This window comes from Psychroflexus montanilacus (genome assembly GCF_020164535.1).
GTDB classification, from domain to species: domain Bacteria; phylum Bacteroidota; class Bacteroidia; order Flavobacteriales; family Flavobacteriaceae; genus Psychroflexus; species Psychroflexus montanilacus.
Genome location: NZ_JAIQZC010000001.1, coordinates 673,380 through 694,166 on the forward strand (window position 1 = coordinate 673,380; position 20,787 = coordinate 694,166).

A 20,787-nucleotide genomic window follows, 5' to 3' on the forward strand; every position below is an offset into this window, starting at 1 on the left:
AAGGAGGAGTATATCAGGGAAATATTTAGCATTAAAATTCCAACTCATCTTTTAAAAAAAAGCTGACAGACTAAAAACTGACAAGCGTCATTTCTAGTTTATTTCTATCGATTGATGTTACTCTTGTTACAAAGCTAGACAGGGCTTTTGGTTATTTTTATGTTCTTGAAATAAGTAACCATTTAACGGCTTTGAATCATGAAGTTATTCATTTATTCCACACTCATTATCAGTTTATTAAGTTGTAATTCACCTTCAGAAAAAGGGTTTTATACCGAAAAAGAATCAGAACCAAAAAGCGAATTACACCAAAAGGCCACAAGCCTTTTTGGATCCGTCAATACCATAGAAGAGCAAGACATATCAGCAGATAAAATTGCACTGGGAAAAACCTTGTATTTCGATAAGCGCTTATCAAAAAATAACACTATAAGTTGTAACTCTTGCCATGATCTTTCCACCTATGGAGTAGATAATTTACCCAAATCCCTTGGAGACACCGAGGAGTTGGGAACGCGTAATTCTCCTAGTGTGCTGTATGCGCACTTGCATTCTTCACAATTCTGGGATGGAAGAGCTAAAGATGTAGAGGAGCAGGCAGGTATGCCACTATTAAATCCTGTAGAACACTCGATTCCTGATACCTTGTATTTGGAAAACAAACTCTCCAAAATTGAGGCCTACGTTCAATCCTTCAAAAAAGTTTATCCTGATGAAGGCTTAACCTTTACCACTATTACAGATGCTATTGGTGCCTTTGAACGGCGAATGACGCCTGTAAGCAAGTTTGACTTATATCTGGATGGTGATGAAAAGGCTTTAAGTAAAACACAACAAAAAGGTTTACAGGCTTTTATCGATAATGCATGCATTACCTGTCACTCTGGTGTGGCACTTGGTGGGAACATGATGCAGAAATTTGGACTTTTTGATGAGTACTGGACCTACACCAACAGTGAAGACATCGACAAGGGACTAGCGGAAGTCACTGGAAAAGCAGGTGATAATTATATCTTTAAAGTTCCCAGCCTGAGAAACATTACCAAGACAGCTCCCTACTTTCATGATGGCTCTGTGGAAAGTTTGGAAGAAAGCATTAAAATCATGGCAAAGTTGCAGAGCAATAAAGACATCAGCGATGAAGATGTGGAAGCGATTATCGCTTTCTTTGAAGCTATGGAAGCAGATCTTGATGAATCTATGAAGACTTTGTAACTACCTGATAAGTCTTAAGCCAAAAAAGCCGTCTCAAAATTGAGACGGCTTTTTTAGAGCGCTAGAAATTCATCCAGTGATCTAATGGCTAATGAATTATAAATTGATTAAACCCTAACCTTTAGTCAGCTCTTCCTCCCAGGAGGCCCCGCTGATGTCGGTTAGTTTTATAGTGTAAGTGCCTGCCGGTAAATCCTGCAGGACTGGATCTTTAAGCGACAATCTGGCTTTGGCGCCCAGCGGAACCACCAGGCTATGCTGACCAGGCTTGACTTTGGCCACATAATAGTTGGAGATCTGCTCCTCTCCCATGTTGGCTAAGTCAGTTTGGGTGTAACGCAGTACACTTTGCTGTTGTGCATCCAAAACTTCAATGCCAATGATCCAGGCGCCGTACACATCTACACCTTCGGTCCTAAACACATCAAAGCTTACCGCCTCGTGGCTCATCATCGCCTCCGTAATCTCGAGTTTTGGCTTCACCGATTTGTTATGCAAGGTTCCCCATAAACCGCCATGAAACACCTGATTGGTCATGAGCGTCAGGCCAAAAATCAGCAGTGATCCTATCAGTACAACTCTTGGAAACAAACGCTCACGAATCGGCAGAATGCCAGAACCTAACCAGGCAAAAGCTTTGGTTTTGGTCAGGCTATAGTTGTTTTTCATCAGGTAATTGTCCAGTGAATACTTACCACTTCCCGTTAGGAATAAAACAAAACCGGTGGCAATGCCCAGCACACCAATCTGCCATTCATCCAGGCAGGTGGTACCGATCCAACCCGACCCCAGTAGTATGCCCATGGCCAGGCCAAAGACCCCAATACTCATAAGTCGGGTAAAGAGTCCAAACATGATAAACAGGCCTACAATCCCTTCTATGATGGTAAAGATGAGCATATTGATATACAGGATATCTGGATTTTCGACCAGGTACTGTATAATGGGTTTGATGCCGAGGGCGTTGGGTAAAAAATGATTAAATTTCTCTCCGATGTAGCCCGCCTGCTCCGGGTCGAGTTTATCGGCTAAAACCGTGCGTCGCCACAGGGCTGAAAAGTAAGTCCAGCCGACAACCAGTCGGATGGCCAGGGTTAATAAACCCGCGTCGTTTTTAAGTGATATCGATTTCATAGGGATTCAGATTAAATGGTGAGACTTATAAATCCTTGTTTCTTCAGCTGGAAACCGTAAAAAATACCGTTCTCCACCACCTCCAGGTGTTGAGGCAATTCTTCTGGGTTCACTTCAAAAGCCTGAAGCGACAATCCACAGACGTAAACCTTCATCTGCTGTTGAGCAGCCTGTTTTAGAAGAGCTTGAAAGTCAGTGTTATCTCGAATATCAGCGACGGTTTTTCCGCAAAACACCACCTGAAATTCACCGTAGTTTTCACCGTCTTCTTCAGCCAGCGAGGTGGCGGTCATAAGGATGGGTTTCAGTTGTTTGATGTTCTTGGACAGCACAACATAGTCGTTTTGATCTGAAGTTGAAGTTTGCGCTTTGAGTTGAGCAGTTCCCATAATGAGAACGAGTAAAGCGGTGATGTATGTGATTGAATGTTTCATTGTTTGTAATTTAAGTTTGAATTTATACTAAAGAATAAGAGTCCGCCTAGTAGGGCGATGTTTTTAAAAAGAGGCCCCATGCTTTCCACCTGCCCTATTTGTACGGCAAGCGTTATAGGAACCAGTACCGAGATAAGCACTATAGCAGCGAGTCGGGTTTTAAAACCTGTCAGCAGGGCAATGCCGGCGATCAGCATCACCACCCCTGAGAGGATGACTGCCATTTTGGGCGTACCAAGCAGCTGACCAATAAATCCCATTTTGGCATTCTCGAGCCGTTGTATGGTGTTTTCGGTATTGATAAAATGGCTGATGCTAGCGACAATAAAAATGAGGCTAAGCATCACCCGAAGTAAGACTACTGATGTGTGGCTTACCTGCAGCGTGTTAGGTTTAGATTTCATTTTAAATGATCTGTGTTTATTGATAACAGTCGCTGTTGAACACTTAAGGCTTTTGCAAGAAAAAAGTTGGTGTTTAGTTTCTCGTGTATGCAAGTCATCGGATAGTCATAGGTCAAAGCGTCGAGAGGAAGGGATGTAATTATGAATTTTTAATTTCCTAATTCCTACAACCTAAACCCTCTTTTATATGACTCAAAAACTCACAAACTATTTTCAAAACCTTACTCTCTTTAAATCCTCCCTTTAGGGCCGGGGCAAAAAAGTTGGTTTTTAGTTCTCGTATCTTCGAGTCATCGGATAGTCATAGGTCTAATAGCCGAGAGGAAGGGATGTAATTATGAATTTTTAATTTCCTAATTCCTACAACCTAAAACCTCTTTTATATGACTCAAAAACTGAAGGACTCACACACTATTTTCCAAACCCTTTTTGTCTTATAAAAACTCCCTATAGGGCCGGGGCAAAAAGTTGGTTTTTAGTTTTTCGTGTATTCGAGCCTTAGGATAGTCATAGGTCTAATAGCCGAGAGGAAGGGATGTAATTATGAATTATTAATTTCCTAATTCCTAAAACCTAAACCCTCTTTTATATGACTCAAAAACTCACAAACTATTTTCAAAACCTCAGTTAGCTAACTGTTTTTACGATTTGTAATTTGATTTAAATACGTTTTTTTGGGTAAGGATTCCCTACAGATAAACCTTGAGATTGCTGTAAAGAATATACAATGGCACTGAAGAGGCCACCTTTGGTCTTGCGTAGTCGTTTTGAATAGAAGCCTGAAGGAAAGTGGCATCAAAATCTACACTGAAATTGATAGGTCCTGCATAGGAAAATTGCTTTGCTTCCAGCTTGCTTGTCGTTGCTTTGGCTTGAACAATCTCCTGAGTTTGGCAACTGAATTGTGGTGCAAGCGACTGACTTTTACTCGATACCTGAGTCTGTTCGACGCCAAGCTCAGCCTGTACAAAATTTCTAACCTTGCACGGTGAAAGTAATAGCAAAAGGCCGAGACCTAATACAGAATAAACTGATGCTATGTTTTTCATTCTTTTCACTGCGTAAAACTAATGATTCTTATCACCCACCGCTGCCTTTAAGTATTAAAGTTAAATTAAGAATTTCATAAATAAAACTGGATCTAAGTCTCAAATTGTGGAAGTCGTCACGTTTGCCAACTCTAAAAAAGCAAGTATGAAGCAGGTGTATTACCAAAAGCTGTATTATTTTTAGGAACTAAAACCATTACAAAATGCCCTTAAAACTTCATCCCTCCAGACGTATAAATTCCATTACCAAAGACGGGACCAACCCGGAAGTGTATATTTTGCAAACCAAAGTGAAAGCAGAGTTATCGATGCAGGAGTTGTGTTACCGCATCAATCAGTCCTGCAGCCTCACTGAAGCCGATGTGCTTGCCTGCATCTCCCAGCTCAATCATCAGGTCTGGGATGCCTTGCAACAAGGCTATAAAGTAAACCTTGGCGATCTGGGCAGTTTCAAAATGGCGGTGCAGTCAGCCTCCAAACCTCAGCCCTCAGACTTAAAAAAAAGCGATATCCAGAAGTTAAAAATCAACTACCAGCCCAGCAAACGCCTCAAGAAACAACTGCGAGGTGGTATGGAGATGAAGATTGTTTATAAGAAGTAGGGAGGCTATGTCACTTCGAGTGATTTAGTTGCTCGACAAGAGCAAGTAAATAGTATCGAGAAGTACTTTCTTAAAGCATCGAATAACTAGAAAAAAGTCTTGCGTTGGGTCGAGTTCTCAAAATGTCAGTTCGAGTGATTTTATGAAATGAAATGGAATAAAGTTGTATCGAGAACTGGATTTATACTAAAACATGAAGTAGTTAGAAAAATATATCTGTTAGATCTAGTTCTCAAAATGTCAGTTCGAGTGATTTCATGAAATGAAATGGAATAAAATTGTATCGAGAACTGGGTTTATTATAAAAGCATCAAATAACTAGAAAAAAGTCTTGCGTCAGGTCTAGTTCTCGATACTATTCGTTTCGCTACCGCTCCACAAATCACTCGAACTGACATTACTCAAAGATTAAATAGAAATTTTTTAATTTTAAATAAATCAATTAAACTTATGTATTGTGTTTATATCCTCCTTTGTTCTGATCAAACATTTTACACTGGTATAACTTCAAATTTAGACAAGCGGTTACAAGACCATCAAAGCGGTAGGCATTTTGGAAGCTATACTTTTGATAGAAGGCCAGTTGAATTAAAGTATTATGCTGAATTCACTGAAGTTGAAAGAGCTATCGCTATGGATAAGCAAATCAAAAAATGGTCAAAAGCTAAAAAACAAGCTTTGATTGATGGTCAGTTTGAAGACTTACCAAATCTTGCTAAAAAGAAATTTGAGGATTGATTAAATCACTTTTGGATCAGGTCGGGTTCTCGAAATGTCAGTTCGAGTGTTCCGACAGTTTTTGTCGGGATGTATCGAGAAGTACTTTAGTAAAGCATAAACACCTCTCAAAAGATGTTTCCATCAGGTGGAGTTCTCCAAATGTCACTTCGAGTGATTTTATGGAATGAAATGGAATAAAATTGTATCGAGAAGTACTTTCGTAAAACATAAATACTTATCAAAAAAAATGTCCGCGTTAAGTCGAGTTTTCGAAATGTCAGTTCGAGTGATTTTATGAAATGAAATGGAATAAAATTGCATCGAGAAGTACTTTCGTAAAACATAAATACTTATCAAAAAAAATGTCCGCGTTAAGTCGAGTTTTCGAAATGTCAGTTCGAGTGATTTTATGAAATGAAATGGAATAAAATTGTATCGAGAACTGGGTTTATACTAAAACATGAAGTAATTGGAAAAAATACAACCATCAAGTCGATTTCTCGATACTATTCGTTTCGCTACCGCTCCACAAATCACTCGAACTGACAAGGATCGAACTAACATAGCTTGAGTCATACTCCATCCTAAAACAATTACTCCATTACATTTTTATTTAGAATATCTGTTTTGGGATAGTTATGTTTAGAACGAGGTGACCATTGAAAATCGGTGATGACCTCAACATCGAATAACTCCTTTGCCGGGGTGCTTAACAGAACAGCACTAAACTCATCTTCTATCTGTTTTAAATGGTTTAATTCTTCAAGATTCAATTGCTCTTTGATGGCGAGTTGTCCCAGACTATCTATTTCTTCTGGTTTTACTCCTGCCTTTAAACTTACACTTAGCGCTTTTTGGTGATCAAGTCTTTGTAAGTAGTAAATTCCATCGATAGAATTATCCACATAAAATGTATTGTATGGATACCTTCCTCCAGTGAGATACATGGCAGCATCCGTCAAACATGGTGACGACTTACTGATGATTCTGGTGTTGGTTCGATCGACAGGTCCTTCGGGGTACAACTCTTTAAAAGCTTCATGCAAACCCAGATACCCTAAAACCAAACCATCGCATAAATGCCCGTGAAGTTTTACTAAATCATCCAGTTGTATATCTTGAACATGGTTAAGCTGACCTTTTGAAAAGTCAGTGTCTATCACTTTGATGGTTGGTGCTTTTGAGGTATTGATAGCTTGAGGAGATTTTGAACAGGACATCCAAAAAAAGCTTATAAAAAAAGTAAGAAGAATGTATTTCATTTTAAATGAGTTGGCGATTTATTCCTTAATGGTTCCGTATTTTTTGGCTAGAGCCATTTGCCCGGCGTGATAAGCTGTGTGTGAAACGATTCTTCCAAAAGCTTCGGCCAAAGATTTGGTGCCAAATTCTTCGGTAGTCACTTCTTCTCCCCAGGCATCGTCTCCTTTAGCTTCAATAGCGTTTTGGAGCTGTTCATAAGCATAATCACTGATATCTCTAAGCGCTTCAAGATTGGTCCATTTGCCAGTGTCTTTGCCATCAATAACCGTTTTAGCTGTAATTTGTACTCCATCCAACTTGAACACATTTTTAGCAAAAAGCAATTCAACTTCGGCGATATGCCGTATCAAAAATCCAATAGAATTAGGGCTTTCTCCCAGTGTTTTCCTGAGATCATCTTCAGAAATAGTATCCAATGGATTGGAAAACCGAGTTCTGGCTTCCTTCCATAAATTCAAATAGTGCTGTGTCATCAATAGTGTTTTAGTATTAAAGTAATAAGTTAAATAAAAACCCTGATAGAATAATGAACAAGGTGACCACCCCAAAAAAGAGGGCGATCAACTTAAGTGACATAACTTTTTTGAGCAAAGTCCCTTCAGGGATAGATAAACCAACGGTGGCCATCATAAAGGCTATAGCTGTTCCTAGAGGAACACCTTTGGCCACAAAAACCTGAATCACGGGGATAATTCCAGCAGCATTGGCATACATAGGGACGGCAAGAATAACCGCTAATGGAACTGTCCACCAGGCACCACTGCCCAGATATTCCGCAAAGAAATTTTCCGGGACATAGCCATGCATCGCTGCTCCTATTCCTATACCGATAAGGACATAGATTAAAATTCCTTTAACCAGGTCCCAGGCATTGCGCGTGATTTCTGGTAAGCGCTGTACAAAACTCCTTGGAGTATCATCATAATCAATTTCCTTAGCTTCAGCGTTTTCCAAAATCTTTTGTACCCAATCTGACAACAAAGGCTGTAAATTGAATTTACCTAAAATCCATCCACCAAGTGTGCCCAGAATCAATCCGGAACCTACGTAAATAAGGGTGGCTTCCCATCCAAACATTCCTAAGAACATGGCTATAGCTACTTCATTGACAAGCGGAGATGTGATTAAAAATGAAAAGGTAACACCGAGTGGAATTCCTCCTTGTACAAAACCTATGAAGAGCGGCACAGAGGAACAGGAGCAAAAGGGCGTAATAGCTCCAAAGGTAGAAGCAAAAACGTATTCTAATCCGTAAAGTTTTTTACGATTGAGGTAGTTTTTTAATCGCTCGATCGGAAAATACATATTGACGATTCCCATCAAGAACACGATTACAAATAAGAGTACCAAAATCTTGATCGTATCGTAAACGAAAAAGTTTAAAGCAGCACCCAAATCAGATTCGGCTGCAATATCAAAGACTTGGTAGATCAACCAGTCTGCAAATTTTTGCGTCCATTCGAACATCAGATTTTACTTTTTGAAATTTCTAATAAAATTTTTAGCCTTGTCACCACGCAAATGATCAGCAAGCCCCAGCAAACCGTCTTTTAAATAAGCTACTTCGTAGCCTTTGCTCTTTAAGTACATCATCGCCAGGATAGCTCTATCCTTGTGTGGACAGGCAGTAACAATGCGTTTGTCTTTTGGCAGTTCCACATAGCGTTGGGGCAAAGTGGAAAGGGGCATTTTTATAGCGTAATCCATCTGCCATGCGGCTTGTTCTTCTTCAAAACGGATGTCGACTAAAACCACCTCATCATCTTGCAATAACTGAACAATTTGCTCTGAAGAGATCTTCATCTCCTTTCGGCTTTCATAGGTATAGTTCGACAGGTAATTATCCAGTTCGGTTTGCGCAGAAACTGATGCCACGTTTAGGAATATAAAACCTAAAATAAGGAATTGAATTGTTTTCATAGCATTCATTTTAGAAACAACGGGATCAATTACAACAACCTGAGTCGGTAGGATTGACTTCTGCCAGATCTCCTTTAACAGGAAAGCCTTTAGATTCCCATTTTATAATACCCCCGTCTAAGTTTTTCACCTCTTTATAGCCTTTATTACTGAGATAATAGGCCGCTTTTAGACTCCTTACTCCACTCCTGCACACCATCACTATCGATTGGTCTTTAGGAATTTCTGCATAGCGTTCTTCAAATTCTGTCAAGGGGATATGAAGTATATTCTTCACATCAAAACTAAGTTTATCGACTTCTTCTTTTTCTCTCACATCCACCAAAAAACCCCCTTCTTTTTCAAACTGAGCAGTGGTGGTTGGGCAACTATTTATTATTTGTGTCGTGTTCATCATCTGTAGTTTTAAATGTCAAGGATTGTTTTATAAAAAGGCTCCACTGGTCCTTTTACGACATAAGAACCTACCGGTGCAGCAGCTTTTTTGAAACGCTGATCCAGATGCGAGTTTTCATGATCCCAGTACGATTCCCAAACCCCATGCATGATATAATTTCGATAATCGCCATGTGTTTTGGCTCCACGTAAAATTTCAGTGGTCACTGCTTTTTTGTAGTTTGAGTTATCCTTAGCTCCGGCCAATCCTGTTTCTGAGGTATGTGGTTTAAACGTATTTTGAGCTATGCTTAAAAGGCCTTTCACTTGTTCTTCAAAAGCCTCTGTATGCTTTGCCTTTATGCTAACGTGATTTGCTACTGTAATGGTGTTTTTAAGACCATGCTTATAATTCAAGAATGTTTTAAGCTCACTTGGATGGCTAAAGACCTTCTCTCTGTTACCAGCGGCTATCGTTACCATAGGTTCACCCGTAAACTCTAAAAACAGGTCTGTCTTTCCATTTGGACTATACATGAAATTCACTTCGCTTAAATGGTCTTTAATCAGGTTGTTAGCGCCGTAAAATTTTAAATTTTCAAAAGAATTAAACCTTACCAGTAACAAATACACATAAGGCATGCTTCCGCTTTCGGCTCCCTCTTCAAAAGCATTGGCGAGAGCTCCTTTATAGCTGGCCGGAAGATTTTTCACCATAGTTGAATCCCCAACCATTTGCTTCAAACTAAATCCTAAAAATCCATCATACTGACTTATTTCTGAATTGACTAATTCTTTTATTTTAGACTCAACCTCCTTATGTATTGGTTTTGCTACTCTAAATGAACAGGTAGCGGAAAAAACACCATCAATTATAGGTTCTTCTAGTAAATCTTCTTTTTGAAAACCTCTAGCAAATAATCCTCCTGACATTAAAGTGCCAGTGGCGAACGCACTGTTTCTTAAAAATTCACCTCTTTTCATAAATGTATGGTTTTATAAAAAAGATTCTATTTCTGACACATCGCCAGCTTTACCTTTTATTTTTATCTCTTCATCAATCACCAAAACTGGAGTAGAAAGCACATTGTATTTCATGATCTCCTGGATGTCTTCAATCTTTTCAACATTGGCCTTTACACCCTTGTTATCTAGTGCTTTATTGACATTGTTGAACATAGTCTTACACTTTGGACAACCTGTTCCTAATATTTTAATTGATCTCATTAGATTGCTTTTTACGATTAACTGTTCGCAAATATACGAACTATAATTCTCAATTCGTAAAAATACGATTGAAGATGTGAAAAATTATTTTAAAGCAGAAGAAAGAAGTTGTTTCGCCAGCTCAAAATTTTCTCTATTGATGCAGTATTTGATTGTAGGAGAAGAAATATTACCTTGAATGAGTCCTGCATTTTTCAATTCCTTGAGGTGCTGAGATAGCGTAGATTTTGCAACAGGTAGTATTTCTGCCATGTCTCCATGAAAGCAACAGGCTTGAGAGTTAAGCAACTCCAGAATCGCCAGCCGAATAGGATGACCTAAGGCCTTAGCAAACCGAGCGGTTTGCTTTAATTCTTCTGAAAGGATGTCTTGTGTTGGTTGCATAACATTTAATTCTATTCGCAAATATACGAACTTTAATTAAGTTTTAAACCCTCGTCACTTTCAGCCTGTTTGCCTTCCAATGAACGCAAACAGGCTCAATGACCACAACTAAACCACTGGTGGCTGAGTGTCCGCCTCAGGCGGATCTATCGAAGCTACCTTCCAACAACGTCATTTCGATACATCCCGAGAAAACCTGTCGGGACACTCAATGACCAACTCGAACACTGGTGGCTGAGTGTCCGCCTCAGGCGGATGTATCGAAGCTACCTTTCGACAACGTCATTTCGATATATCCTGACGAAATTTGTCGGGAAACTCGAACTGACAAGGAACTTAGATTATATATTAAAATAAGGAAACTAAACTTTATTATCAAGAATCCTTCAACTGCTTTTTATAATACGAAATTTGATCCTGAAGTTCATCCGGCAGACTTGGATTTTGAATGTCGGTGTATGTTTGCATACGTTCTTTTATAATCTTTGCCACCAACAAGCGTGCATGATGCTTGCTGTCTGAAGGTATGATGTACCAGGGCGCATGTGGCTTTGAAGTGGCCGAAATCGCTTCTTCGTAATAATGGGTGTACTCGTCCCAAAGTTCGCGGTCTTTTAAATCCTCTGGTGAAAATTTCCAGTTTTTATTAGGTTTATTAAGACGCCTTAAAATTCTGTGTTTTTGTTCGTCTTTAGAAATATGAAGGAAAAACTTAAAAATAATACAACCATTTTGGTGAATGGTCTGTTCGAAATTATTGATTTGTTCAAGCCTTTGTTCCCAAAAGGCAGGTGTGATATCCTCTAAGGAATTGATATGCGGAATCTTCTCATTCAGAACTATTTCTGGTTTCACTCTGGAAATCAATACGTTTTCGTAATGCGATCGATTAAACACCGCATACTTGCCTCTGGCCGGTAAGGCTCTGTAATGCCTCCATAGAAAATCATGCTGCAACTCTCTTTCTGAGGGTTTTTTAAAGCTATAGGAAATCACCCCTCGTACATTAAAGTCTTTGAACACTTCCCGTATCAGGCTGTCCTTTCCCGAAGTATCCATACCCTGTATACAAATAAGCACGGAGTATTTCCCGTGTGCATACAGTGTATTTTGCATCTCACCGAGTTCTCTCCTTTCTTTTTTTAACTGCTTTTTCAAAGCCTTCTTACTGCTGTTTTGGCTAAGTGCTGTGGGGTAACTACTGAGTTTGATCTTTCCGTTTACTTTAAGATTTTCTAGTTCCATAGTGCTGTTTTTTAATCCGGGGCAGGTTTTATAGACTCCTGTTTGCAAAATAAGTAAAAGAATCCTAAGTTTTTGGATTTCAAAAAGGAATATGAATTTAATAAACCTATTGAATTCACTTGCCTATGACGTCTAAATGCCTATACTCCAAAGGCAGGGCAGTGAGGTGATTTTCGAAATACACCCTTCTCCCGTCTTCCCTCAGAGGGAAGAGGCTTGTTACAGTTATTTTTAATATTCACTAAAATGTATAAATAAATAATACTTATAGTCCTAATCTGGTTCAAACTGTTTTCATCAGGCCGAGTTCTCCAAATGTCACTTCGATTGTCCGCCTCAGGCGGATGTATCGAGAAGTACTTTCGTAAAGTATAAACACCTCTCAAAATTTGTTTCCATCAGGTCGAGTTCTCGAAATGTCACTTCGATTGTCCGCCTCAGGCGGATCTATCGAGAACTGGGTTTATTATCAAAGCATCGAATAACTAGAAAAAAGTCTTGCGTTGGGTCGAGTTCTCGAAATGTCAGTTCGAGTGATTTTATGAAATGAAATGGAATAAAATTGTATCGAGAACTGGGTTTATACTAAAACATGAAGTAATTGGAAAAAATACATCCGTTAGGTCGAGTTCTCGATACAATTTGCTACGCTACCGCTCCACAAATCACTCGAACTGACATTACTCAAAGATTAAATAGAAATTTTTTAATTTTAAATAAATCAATTAAACTTATGTATTGTGTTTATATCCTCCTTTGTTCTGATCAAACATTTTACACTGGTATAACTTCAAATTTAGACAAGCGGTTACAAGACCATCAAAGCGGTAGGCATTTTGGAAGCTATACTTTTGATAGAAGGCCAGTTGAATTAAAGTATTATGCTGAATTCACTGAAGTTGAAAGAGCTATCGCTATGGAAAAGCAAATCAAAAAATGGTCAAAAGTTAAAAAACAAGCTTTGATTGATGGTCAGTTTGAAGACTTACCAAATCTTGCTAAAAAGAAATTTGAGGATTGATTAAATCACTTTTGGATTAGGTCGAGTTCTCGAAATGTCAGTTCGAGTGTCCGCCTCAGGCGGATGTATCGAGAACTGGGTTTATTATCAAAGCATCGAATAACTAGAAAAAAAATCTTGCGTTGGGTCGAGTTCTCGATACAATTCGTTCCGCTACCGCTCCACAAATCACTCGAACTGACAAGAATCGAGAAGTTTGTCTAAAAGCATAAACACCTCTCAAAAGATGTTTCCAACAGGTCTAGTTCTCGATACGATTTGCTACGCTACCGCTCCGCAAATCACTCGAACTGACAAGGATCGCACTGATTTAAGTACACCAGAACCTTCTACTCTATTCTCACATTCGCGACTCGTATCGAAGTGGCAAGAAAGTACGCATCTGCAGCTCTGTGGATAAAGGCAATACTGATGTCCTGCCCTTCATATGCGCTTAAGTCCAGCGTACCCGTATTTTCAATTCCATCAAATCCAGGATCGTTGGCAGTCATGGCATCCACGGCAGGCTGAAAGACCTCCCAGTTGGCCGTTTCGAAATTGGTTCCATCATAATCGGTCGAAATTTGAAGTCCGTACTCCAATGTATTTTCATCAATAGGAGCATCAAAACGCCTGTCAAAATCAAAACTTAGGCCAGGAGCTTCAGCACCACCTAAACTGATAGGCGGAGAAATGAGCCAGGCTTCAGAATAATCATCTCCCTGTGTTGCTATTCCGTCGTCTAAAAAAGGATTGGTCCCTACACCCGTTATTCCCTGACCTGTGTAGCAAAAGAAGCCCCCTGTTCCAAAGGAGTTTTGTTCCACAATTCTGTTTTCCCACCCCTCTGGTGGAAACTCTTCTGCACTTCCAGAAGTACAGATGTTGAAGTTTTCCACAAATGGTAAATCGTCTTCCTGCACGCGTTCGTTGATAAGATTAAAACTCAAATACCTACCTTCAAACTCGTTGGTTGTGAGTCCCGGGCCTACAGCAATAATCTCGAAATCCTGCTGAAAATCTTCAAAGCCAATTCCTTCTTCCAGCAGGATTAACTCAAAACTGGCTGAAGTGGCTCCTGAGCTCACTGGAACATTTATTTCTCCCGCACTTAGTGGAGGTTCTGTAATAAAAAGGCTGCCGTATGCATTTTGCGGAGCTATGATTCTTACATTGGAAGTTTCTGAGGCAGCTGGTGTTAATTCCAAACTAATCGAAGAAGGCGTAAGCGTATCTGTCATCACTTCAACTTCAGGGGAGGAAAACCTCACCAAAGCTACAGTGTCGTCATCGCTACAGGAAGAGAAAAGACATATACACAGAAGTAAAAAAAGGCCAGGTATTAGAGTTGATAATTGTCGCATAGTTAATTTAGTTTTGAATAGACCACATCACCGCATTCACGTCATCTCCTTCTGGAAACTGACGCTGTATGGCATTTTCTAAGTTATCTACATTTTGGTTAATTTCAGAAAAAGGATATAACCAGCGTTTGGGAACTCCTTCATCGTTTATGACTCCTCCTCCGTTTACGTTAAACTCTGGGAATCCTGTCCTTCGGTTGTCATAAAAAGGTTCCCAACCCGAATTAAGAAACATAGCGGTGTGCTTTTGGATTAGGATTTGTTCCAAACCTGTTGAGGACTGATAAGCAATGATTGGCTGAGCTAAATAATCATTTACCAAAGTTTCAGCAATTCCGTAGTAATCCATAGAGGCTCTAATGCCTTCTTCATAAAAATCCTGGGCGCCGGCAGAAATCCAATTGCGATGAGCTGCTTCTGCCAGAATAAAATTCAGTTCTGAAAAGCCTAGAGAAAGATTAACCTCAGCCTCGGCATCTTCTACATAGCGACTGTTAAGGGAAGAACCTTCTCCGCTGGTAAGCCTTGCTACATTGACACTAAGTGGCGCACTTCCCAGAAGTCCTGAGTAACTGCTAAAGGATTGAGGATCCTCATTATTAGAATTACTATCTGGTGAAGCCATCTCAAACAATCGCGGATCATTGAAATTCTTAAGTCGTTCAACAAAAGACTCTTCTAAAATATATGAGGTTGTAATTGAAGCATTTCTCCAAAACGGATATACGTTACCTGTTTCTTCTGAATAGGTGTAAAAAGCATTATCTGCTGAAGATTCCATGAGTGGATAAGCTGCAGCATTAGAATAGATGCTGTTGAATCGGGATGGTAAATTCAAGTTAGCATCATCCTCTCTTACCGATAAACTCATCAAGACTCTTAGATGAAAGCTGTTGATCAATTTCTTCCATTTCAGTAAGTCACCGTTGAAAACCACATCCCCATTAATAGCGGGTCCAGAGGTTTCAAGCAGCGCATTGGCTTCTTCCAGCAAATCAAAAATGCGGAGATACACTTGTTCCTGCGGATCATAAATCGGCTGGAAGCCTTCTTGTTCTGCCTGCATGGCTTCAGATTGAGGAATATCTCCAAACTGCCTGGTGATTTGCTCGTAAATAAAAGCTTCAAAAAACTTAGCGATGGCGGTAAAATTCTGGTTTTGAAAATTCTCTGCTTCTTCTTCCATTTTTTTGACCTGCCTTAACGTATTATAAAATCCAAAACTGGCACGGTCCCAGCCATAATACTGTGAATCCTCTACCAGGTTGACATTGACTAAATGTCTGGAGGCCATCGAAGCATTGAGATCTATAGAATTTAGCGTGCTTACCTCAATATTGGTAAGCAATAGTCCTGGATTGGCCTGGGTAGTGCTGTTAGGATCATTCTGAAATTCGTCGTAGTCCTGACAACTTACTAGAAGAAGTAAAGCAAAAACTAGGGTTGTGTGTGATATATTGAACTGCATTGGTGTCTTTTTTCTGATTAAAATTTAGCGTTGAAATGAATTCCAAAATTCCTCATAGAAGGCGTTTGAAGGTTGGTGTCATTTCCTGAGTCTGGGTCTATAAAATCCACCTTGGACCAAATGGCAAGATTTCTTCCTATAAGTGAAACCGTCGCTGATTTCAAAAATGTATTTTCTAAAAGTTCAGCTGGAAAATTATAGCTCAAGCTGACTTCCCTTAATTTTAAAAAGGATAAATCATAAAAGTGATTACCATAGGCTCTGGAATGGTAAGTCGTCATATAATCTTCATAATTTACTACCTGTTCATTGGGCGCATATTGTCTGGTATCACTAGTGATGTTCCCTTCGGTATCGTATTGAACCTCACCGCCTACAACCACGACACCATCAGCGACATAATTGCTCACACCACTTGCTGAAGCTGCCCGGTATTCGTTGACAGACTCCGGATGTACTCCAGACCACCACATATTTCTTATGGTTCTGCTTTGGGCCTTACCTCCTAGTCTACCGTCCAGACCTACAAATAGATTGAAATTTTTGTAAGTGAAATTATTCAAAAATCCATACACCCAATCTGGGTCTCTGTAACCTATATGCCTGTTGAATGGGTCTCTTACATTGATGCCATTATTTCCAATAATGGGCTGACCATCTGGTGTTTCCTGCCAGACGGTTGTAAATAATTTATCCGCACGATCACCTTCTCTTAACTGACCAATGTTTTCTGCATTATCAATTTCGCTGATGTAGGTTCTGTACTGACTTAGGTTGAAAGTCACATCCCATTCGAAGGTTTTGTTTTTGATAGGGCTTGCGCGAGTGACCAATTCAAATCCTTTTTTCTCAAATTCGTTAGCGTTAATTAATCTTGAAGAAAATCCTGAGGCTAGAGAAATAGGAACGTTTGTTAGATTATTAAAATTTCTCACGTAGATAAGATTCGTGTCGAAACTCAATCTATTTTCAAAAAAACCAACTACCAGTCCTCCTTCAAAAGCTGAAGAGGTCTGTGGACTCAAATCTGGGCTAATTAAATTTCCTGGGAAAGTCAATGAAGCATTATTCTGCCAATTGATGCCACTATTGTAGGAAGCGATATGTGAATAGGTCCCGCCAAAGTCTCCATTAGACACTTCTGCCCAGCTGCCTCTTAGTCTTAAATTGGAGATCACTTCAGGTAAGTCAAACATTTTGGTGGGAACGTAACTTAGAGATACCGATGGATAGAAAAAGGAATTGTTTTCTTTGGGTAAGGTAGTTACCCAGTCGTTACGCCCTGTAAATCCAAGATATATGGAGTTGAAAAACCCAAAATCTAAGGTAGCGTAGGTGGAGCTAATCCTCGACTCTGAAGCCGAATTACTGCCTTGTACAGCATTTCTGGAATTGGAGATGTTATAAAAACCAGGAACGTTGAGCCCATTGGTGCTTACATTTGAGGCGGAATTACTTCTATATAAATTGGATACCCCAATGGTAGTCTGAATATTGAAATCTTCAGAAAACACCTTATTGTAATTCATAAATATATCGGTATTGAAATCGAAACTGGAATTATAGGATTGAGAAAAATTACCATCAGTTCGGTTAAAATCCCTTACAAAACTAATCGGTTGCTTGGTCGTGCGATCCAGTGAAAAATAATTGAATCCATTTCTCATATTGACTGTTAAGTCTTTGGCTAGATCATAAGTGAGAAAGACCTGCCCATAAGTTACATCTCTGTTATATCCCCTATTGAACTCATTGGCTACAAAATGAGGATTGTTATAAAAACTGGTGCTGTAATGTCTTTGCTGAAAACCTACCTGGCCTGGTTGCCAGTAGTCTCTAAGGTCATTTACGTCGACATTAGTACCCATCCATAAAGCCAGATTGTAAATAAAACTTTGTGAACTAAAGGCCACTTCTGGAATATTATCAGACTGTTGTTTGTTGTAATTTAAAGAGGCATCGATAGTCAGTTTTTTATGCTTAAATCGGCCAGCCACACTAAAGTTGGAGTTGTTCAATTCGGTGTTGGGAACAATACCACGCTGATAGCGATTACCCAAAGAAACTCTGATGTTGCGTTCTGCATTCCCAGCTGTTACCGCAACAGTCGTATTGCTCACAATTCCCGTTCTGAAGAAATTATCCAGATTATCCTCACCTCTGGACACCCAGGGCAAAGGAATGCGTTCGCCAGTGGCAGGATCTATCGGACTATTATATTGAACCAGTTCTACAAAACCGCTGGGTGTTGAAGGATCTGGCCTGTTAAGCCTAGGCCCCCAGGAAAACCCGCTTCCCTCCTGACCTGAACCAGAACCATCTGTATATCTATAAACACCATTCCTTCCTGAACCGTAGGCCGACTGTGTTTCAGGAATTCTTAGAAAATCGGTTTGAAACATTGTATTGGAAGACACTTCAACCTGTAGGCCACCATCCGTGCTCCCTCTTTTGGTAGTAATTAAAATAGCTCCGTTTCTACCAATGGAACCATAAAGAGCTGAAGCCGGCGGGCCTTTTAGAACATTTATAGATTCGATGTCGTTCCCATTGAGTTCCCACAGATTTGTGGATGTATTGGGTACTCCATCTATCACTATTAACGGCTGCTCTCCTCTAAGGCTATAGCCTGGATTTGAAAAAAAATCGGTGGAATTAAAAACGGTTAAACCCGCAACTTTACCCGTTAGATTGGACACCACATTAGGTTCCTGAGTTTTCACTAAGGCTTCTCCATCTACTTTTTGAGTTGAGTAACCTATACGCTCCTGTGATTTCTTAATGTTGAGCGCTGTTACAACCACTGCATCCAAAGCATTAATATTACTGGTGAGTTCTATTTCTAAAAAATCATCACTTACAAGTAAAACCTGTTCAGTTTTGAAACCCATGTATGAAATTTCAAATCCTGAGGTAGGCTGTTCCAGGTAAATTTCGAATTCACCATCGTAGTTGGTCGTTGTCCCTTTGGAAGTTTCCAGAGTTACTATTGAAACCCCCAGCAAAGGTTGCTCCGATAACTTATCTGTAACCACCCCTCGAATGCTTAGTGGAAAAGCTGAGTCTGGTAGCGTTTGCTGTTGAGTTGTCTGTCGAGAAGTTCCTGCTTGAGCGAACATGCTTTCACATGCGAAAAGCAAAACTGCAACAAGCATAACTTTGAAAATTAATTGAGGGAAGGAATAGTTTGCAATGTTCATCTAGTGTATTTTGAAAAGACTCGTAAAAGCCTTAGTATCTTAAAAAAATTTAAAATTTTATCTCAGTTTAAGGCTTTTAAATAATTCACTATCAAATGAATGCAATATAAATTAATGACTTTTAAGATAAATTTTTGTTTCTAAAATACTTATAATCAAGTATTACTTTGATTGCACAAAAGTTAAAAAGCGTGTTTAAATGATACTGATAACCATTTTAGAAGTAAAAATTAAAAACTATGTAACATTCTCTGATAGCCAGCGTCTTACCAAAAACTAATCTTATGAAATTCAGCTTTACACTTATTATCCTTACTCTTTTTGGAAATTACCAGCTTTCTGCGCAAAGCCTTCAAGGTCGTGTGGTTGAGGCCAAAACTCAGGAAGGCATCCCTTTTGTGACTGTTCAACTTGGCACCAATTATGGCGTTATTTCTAATGATGAAGGTTATTTTATTCTTCAGCGTCGAGCAACAGATGAGGAAACTCCTCTCATATTTTCGTCTATGGGATTTGAATCTATAGAAATTCCCTTAGGAGATTTTGAAAACAATCAGGTCATTGAATTAAGTCCGGCTACCTATGAGCTTGATGAAGTCCTGTTGTTTGATAAAGCGCTTACAGCTGAAGAAGTTTTAGAAAAATTTAATGCCAATAAAAAAGAAAACCACCAGCTAGAGAATTCTAAAGTCCAGGTGTTTGCCAGATATAATGACGAATATAAAGCTGAAACCTTTGGGATTGATGTTAAAAAAGCGTCTTTTCTTAGCAGGTCTGAGCGAAAAGAAATGAATAAAAACATGGAAGATTTAGGTGAGAAAATTCAAGAAAACCCATCTAAATCTTACCGAGAGCGTTTAATCGATATTTATGCTTTTGAAGATACTTTAGTCAATGAATATCAAAAAGCACTGGACTTGATCAACAGGGAAAAAACCTTCAACACAGACGACATTCAAGATCAGGTGTTTTACGAACTTTTAAAAAGTTTGAAATCTCCAAATTCTTTTAAAGTAAAAACCGGAATTATTCCTCTGGACAGAGATTTATCTCTCAACGATGTTATTGAAGATATGGAAAATGAAAAGTTCAAGATTCCAGACACTATTTTCAATAAAAACACCTGGACCAGCAAAGGTTACAAAAGAAAGGCTACTCGATTTGAAAATGATTTTTTTACCTCTCCAAAATACTACACTTATGAATTGGTAGGCGTTACTAAAGCTTACGGAGAACCTTGTTATCATATCAAATTTAAGCCAGATCGCAGGAAAGGAAAATATGTTGGAGATCTATATATCCATACTCAGGATTTTGGGATAATAAGCTACAAATACGATTTAGAGGAAGGTAAAAAGGCCATGAATGTGAACTTAAAATTTGTGCTGGGCATCAAAGCCAACACTTTTGTAGACAGTGGGTTTTTGATTTTTTCAAGAACTGATGAGAAAGCATATTACCCAAAATATATCAAACAAACCGATGGAAGTTATGCTTACGTTAACCGAAGTTTGTCTTTTAAAGAAAATAACCAAAAACGAAAAGAGCGTAAACAACTGAAACTCGTGTTTGAACTGGAATATAACTTACTAGAAACCAGTGAATACGTCGGTGTGCAGTACGAAAGTATTACTCCAGACCTTATTGATTCATTAAGTACAAAAGAATATACCTTGATAGACGAGGTTGAAACATACGATGCCAATTACTGGAAAAATTATAACATTATAGAGGCGACAGAAGCGATAAAGAGGTATGAATAGGTCTTAGATACTGGACTAAA

At 39.1% G+C, this 20,787-nt stretch carries 21 protein-coding genes; 5 read left to right on the top strand and 16 right to left on the bottom strand.

Annotated features, from left to right (window positions below; genetic code table 11):
- Positions 1-198: 198 nt before the first annotated feature.
- On the top strand, positions 199-1,215 hold the full coding sequence (locus LB454_RS03095; protein WP_224463033.1) for a cytochrome-c peroxidase: 1,017 nt from the start codon (positions 199-201) through the stop codon (positions 1,213-1,215).
- Positions 1,216-1,329: 114 nt separating this feature from the next.
- Here the strand turns inward: LB454_RS03095 and LB454_RS03100 are convergent, their stop codons facing one another.
- The 4 genes from LB454_RS03100 to LB454_RS03115 all read right to left on the bottom strand — a co-directional run bounded on the left by LB454_RS03100 (position 1,330) and on the right by LB454_RS03115 (position 4,236).
- Positions 1,330-2,349, bottom strand: coding sequence for a TQO small subunit DoxD (locus tag LB454_RS03100; protein ID WP_224463035.1), 1,020 nt, complete (start codon positions 2,347-2,349; stop codon positions 1,330-1,332).
- 11 nt (positions 2,350-2,360) lie between these two features.
- Positions 2,361-2,783, bottom strand: a complete 423-nt coding sequence (locus LB454_RS03105) for a DsrE family protein (RefSeq protein ID WP_224463037.1) — start codon at positions 2,781-2,783, stop codon at positions 2,361-2,363.
- Entirely contained in the window at positions 2,780-3,187 is a 408-nt protein-coding gene (locus tag LB454_RS03110) for a DoxX family protein (RefSeq protein WP_224463040.1), read from the bottom strand. Before LB454_RS03110 ends, LB454_RS03105 begins: the two co-directional genes overlap by 4 nt.
- 689 nt (positions 3,188-3,876) lie before the next feature.
- A complete protein-coding gene (locus LB454_RS03115; RefSeq protein ID WP_224463041.1) occupies positions 3,877-4,236 on the bottom strand; it encodes a hypothetical protein in 360 nt (119 codons plus the stop codon).
- A gap of 203 nt (positions 4,237-4,439) precedes the next feature.
- Here LB454_RS03115 and LB454_RS03120 point away from each other — a divergent pair, with 203 nt between their 5' ends.
- Complete coding sequence (locus LB454_RS03120) at positions 4,440-4,838, top strand: HU family DNA-binding protein (RefSeq protein WP_224463043.1); 399 nt, start codon at positions 4,440-4,442, stop codon at positions 4,836-4,838.
- Positions 4,839-5,288: 450 nt separating this feature from the next.
- Positions 5,289-5,576 (top strand): GIY-YIG nuclease family protein, encoded by a 288-nt coding sequence (locus LB454_RS03125; RefSeq protein ID WP_224463045.1) that lies wholly within the window; start codon positions 5,289-5,291, stop codon positions 5,574-5,576.
- A 575-nt stretch (positions 5,577-6,151) separates the two neighbouring features.
- Here the strand turns inward: LB454_RS03125 and LB454_RS03130 are convergent.
- The 9 genes from LB454_RS03130 to LB454_RS03170 all read right to left on the bottom strand — a co-directional run bounded on the left by LB454_RS03130 (position 6,152) and on the right by LB454_RS03170 (position 11,972).
- Positions 6,152-6,820, bottom strand: a complete 669-nt coding sequence (locus LB454_RS03130; protein ID WP_224463047.1) for a formylmethanofuran dehydrogenase subunit E family protein — start codon at positions 6,818-6,820, stop codon at positions 6,152-6,154.
- A gap of 18 nt (positions 6,821-6,838) precedes the next feature.
- On the bottom strand, positions 6,839-7,294 hold the full coding sequence (locus LB454_RS03135; RefSeq protein WP_224463048.1) for a DinB family protein: 456 nt from the start codon (positions 7,292-7,294) through the stop codon (positions 6,839-6,841).
- Positions 7,295-7,310: 16 nt separating this feature from the next.
- Positions 7,311-8,288, bottom strand: a complete 978-nt coding sequence (locus LB454_RS03140) for a permease (RefSeq protein WP_224463049.1) — start codon at positions 8,286-8,288, stop codon at positions 7,311-7,313.
- Positions 8,289-8,294: 6 nt separating this feature from the next.
- Complete coding sequence (locus tag LB454_RS03145) at positions 8,295-8,741, bottom strand: rhodanese-like domain-containing protein (protein ID WP_224463050.1); 447 nt, start codon at positions 8,739-8,741, stop codon at positions 8,295-8,297.
- A 25-nt stretch (positions 8,742-8,766) separates the two neighbouring features.
- Positions 8,767-9,135 carry a rhodanese-like domain-containing protein gene (locus LB454_RS03150; RefSeq protein WP_224463051.1) on the bottom strand — a complete coding sequence of 123 codons (369 nt, stop codon included), beginning with the start codon at positions 9,133-9,135 and terminating at the stop codon, positions 8,767-8,769.
- Positions 9,136-9,146: 11 nt separating this feature from the next.
- Complete coding sequence (locus LB454_RS03155; protein ID WP_224463052.1) at positions 9,147-10,100, bottom strand: hypothetical protein; 954 nt, start codon at positions 10,098-10,100, stop codon at positions 9,147-9,149.
- Between the two features lie 12 nt (positions 10,101-10,112).
- Positions 10,113-10,343, bottom strand: a complete 231-nt coding sequence (locus tag LB454_RS03160) for a thioredoxin family protein (RefSeq protein WP_224463053.1) — start codon at positions 10,341-10,343, stop codon at positions 10,113-10,115.
- A gap of 84 nt (positions 10,344-10,427) precedes the next feature.
- Positions 10,428-10,727, bottom strand: coding sequence for an ArsR/SmtB family transcription factor (locus LB454_RS03165; protein ID WP_224463054.1), 300 nt, complete (start codon positions 10,725-10,727; stop codon positions 10,428-10,430).
- A 375-nt stretch (positions 10,728-11,102) separates the two neighbouring features.
- Positions 11,103-11,972, bottom strand: coding sequence for a polyphosphate kinase 2 family protein (locus LB454_RS03170; protein WP_224463055.1), 870 nt, complete (start codon positions 11,970-11,972; stop codon positions 11,103-11,105).
- Between the two features lie 733 nt (positions 11,973-12,705).
- Between LB454_RS03170 and LB454_RS03175 the strand changes: the two genes are divergently transcribed.
- The gene (locus LB454_RS03175) at positions 12,706-12,993 is read left to right on the top strand and encodes a GIY-YIG nuclease family protein (protein WP_224463862.1); all 288 of its coding nucleotides are present in this window, start codon (positions 12,706-12,708) and stop codon (positions 12,991-12,993) included.
- 329 nt (positions 12,994-13,322) lie between these two features.
- On the opposite strand, the gene LB454_RS03180 is transcribed toward LB454_RS03175, so the two are convergent.
- Genes LB454_RS03180 through LB454_RS03190 form a run of 3 tightly spaced genes read right to left on the bottom strand, consistent with a single transcriptional unit; the run spans position 13,323 to position 19,004 of the window.
- Complete coding sequence (locus LB454_RS03180; RefSeq protein WP_224463057.1) at positions 13,323-14,336, bottom strand: choice-of-anchor J domain-containing protein; 1,014 nt, start codon at positions 14,334-14,336, stop codon at positions 13,323-13,325.
- A gap of 7 nt (positions 14,337-14,343) precedes the next feature.
- Positions 14,344-15,804: a SusD/RagB family nutrient-binding outer membrane lipoprotein gene (locus LB454_RS03185; RefSeq protein WP_224463059.1), complete on the bottom strand. Its 1,461-nt coding sequence runs from the start codon at positions 15,802-15,804 to the stop codon at positions 14,344-14,346.
- 17 nt (positions 15,805-15,821) lie between these two features.
- Positions 15,822-19,004 (bottom strand): SusC/RagA family TonB-linked outer membrane protein, encoded by a 3,183-nt coding sequence (locus LB454_RS03190; protein ID WP_224463062.1) that lies wholly within the window; start codon positions 19,002-19,004, stop codon positions 15,822-15,824.
- 284 nt (positions 19,005-19,288) lie between these two features.
- Here LB454_RS03190 and LB454_RS03195 point away from each other — a divergent pair, with 284 nt between their 5' ends.
- Positions 19,289-20,767, top strand: a complete 1,479-nt coding sequence (locus tag LB454_RS03195; protein WP_224463064.1) for a carboxypeptidase-like regulatory domain-containing protein — start codon at positions 19,289-19,291, stop codon at positions 20,765-20,767.
- The last annotated feature ends 20 nt before the right edge of the window (positions 20,768-20,787 follow it).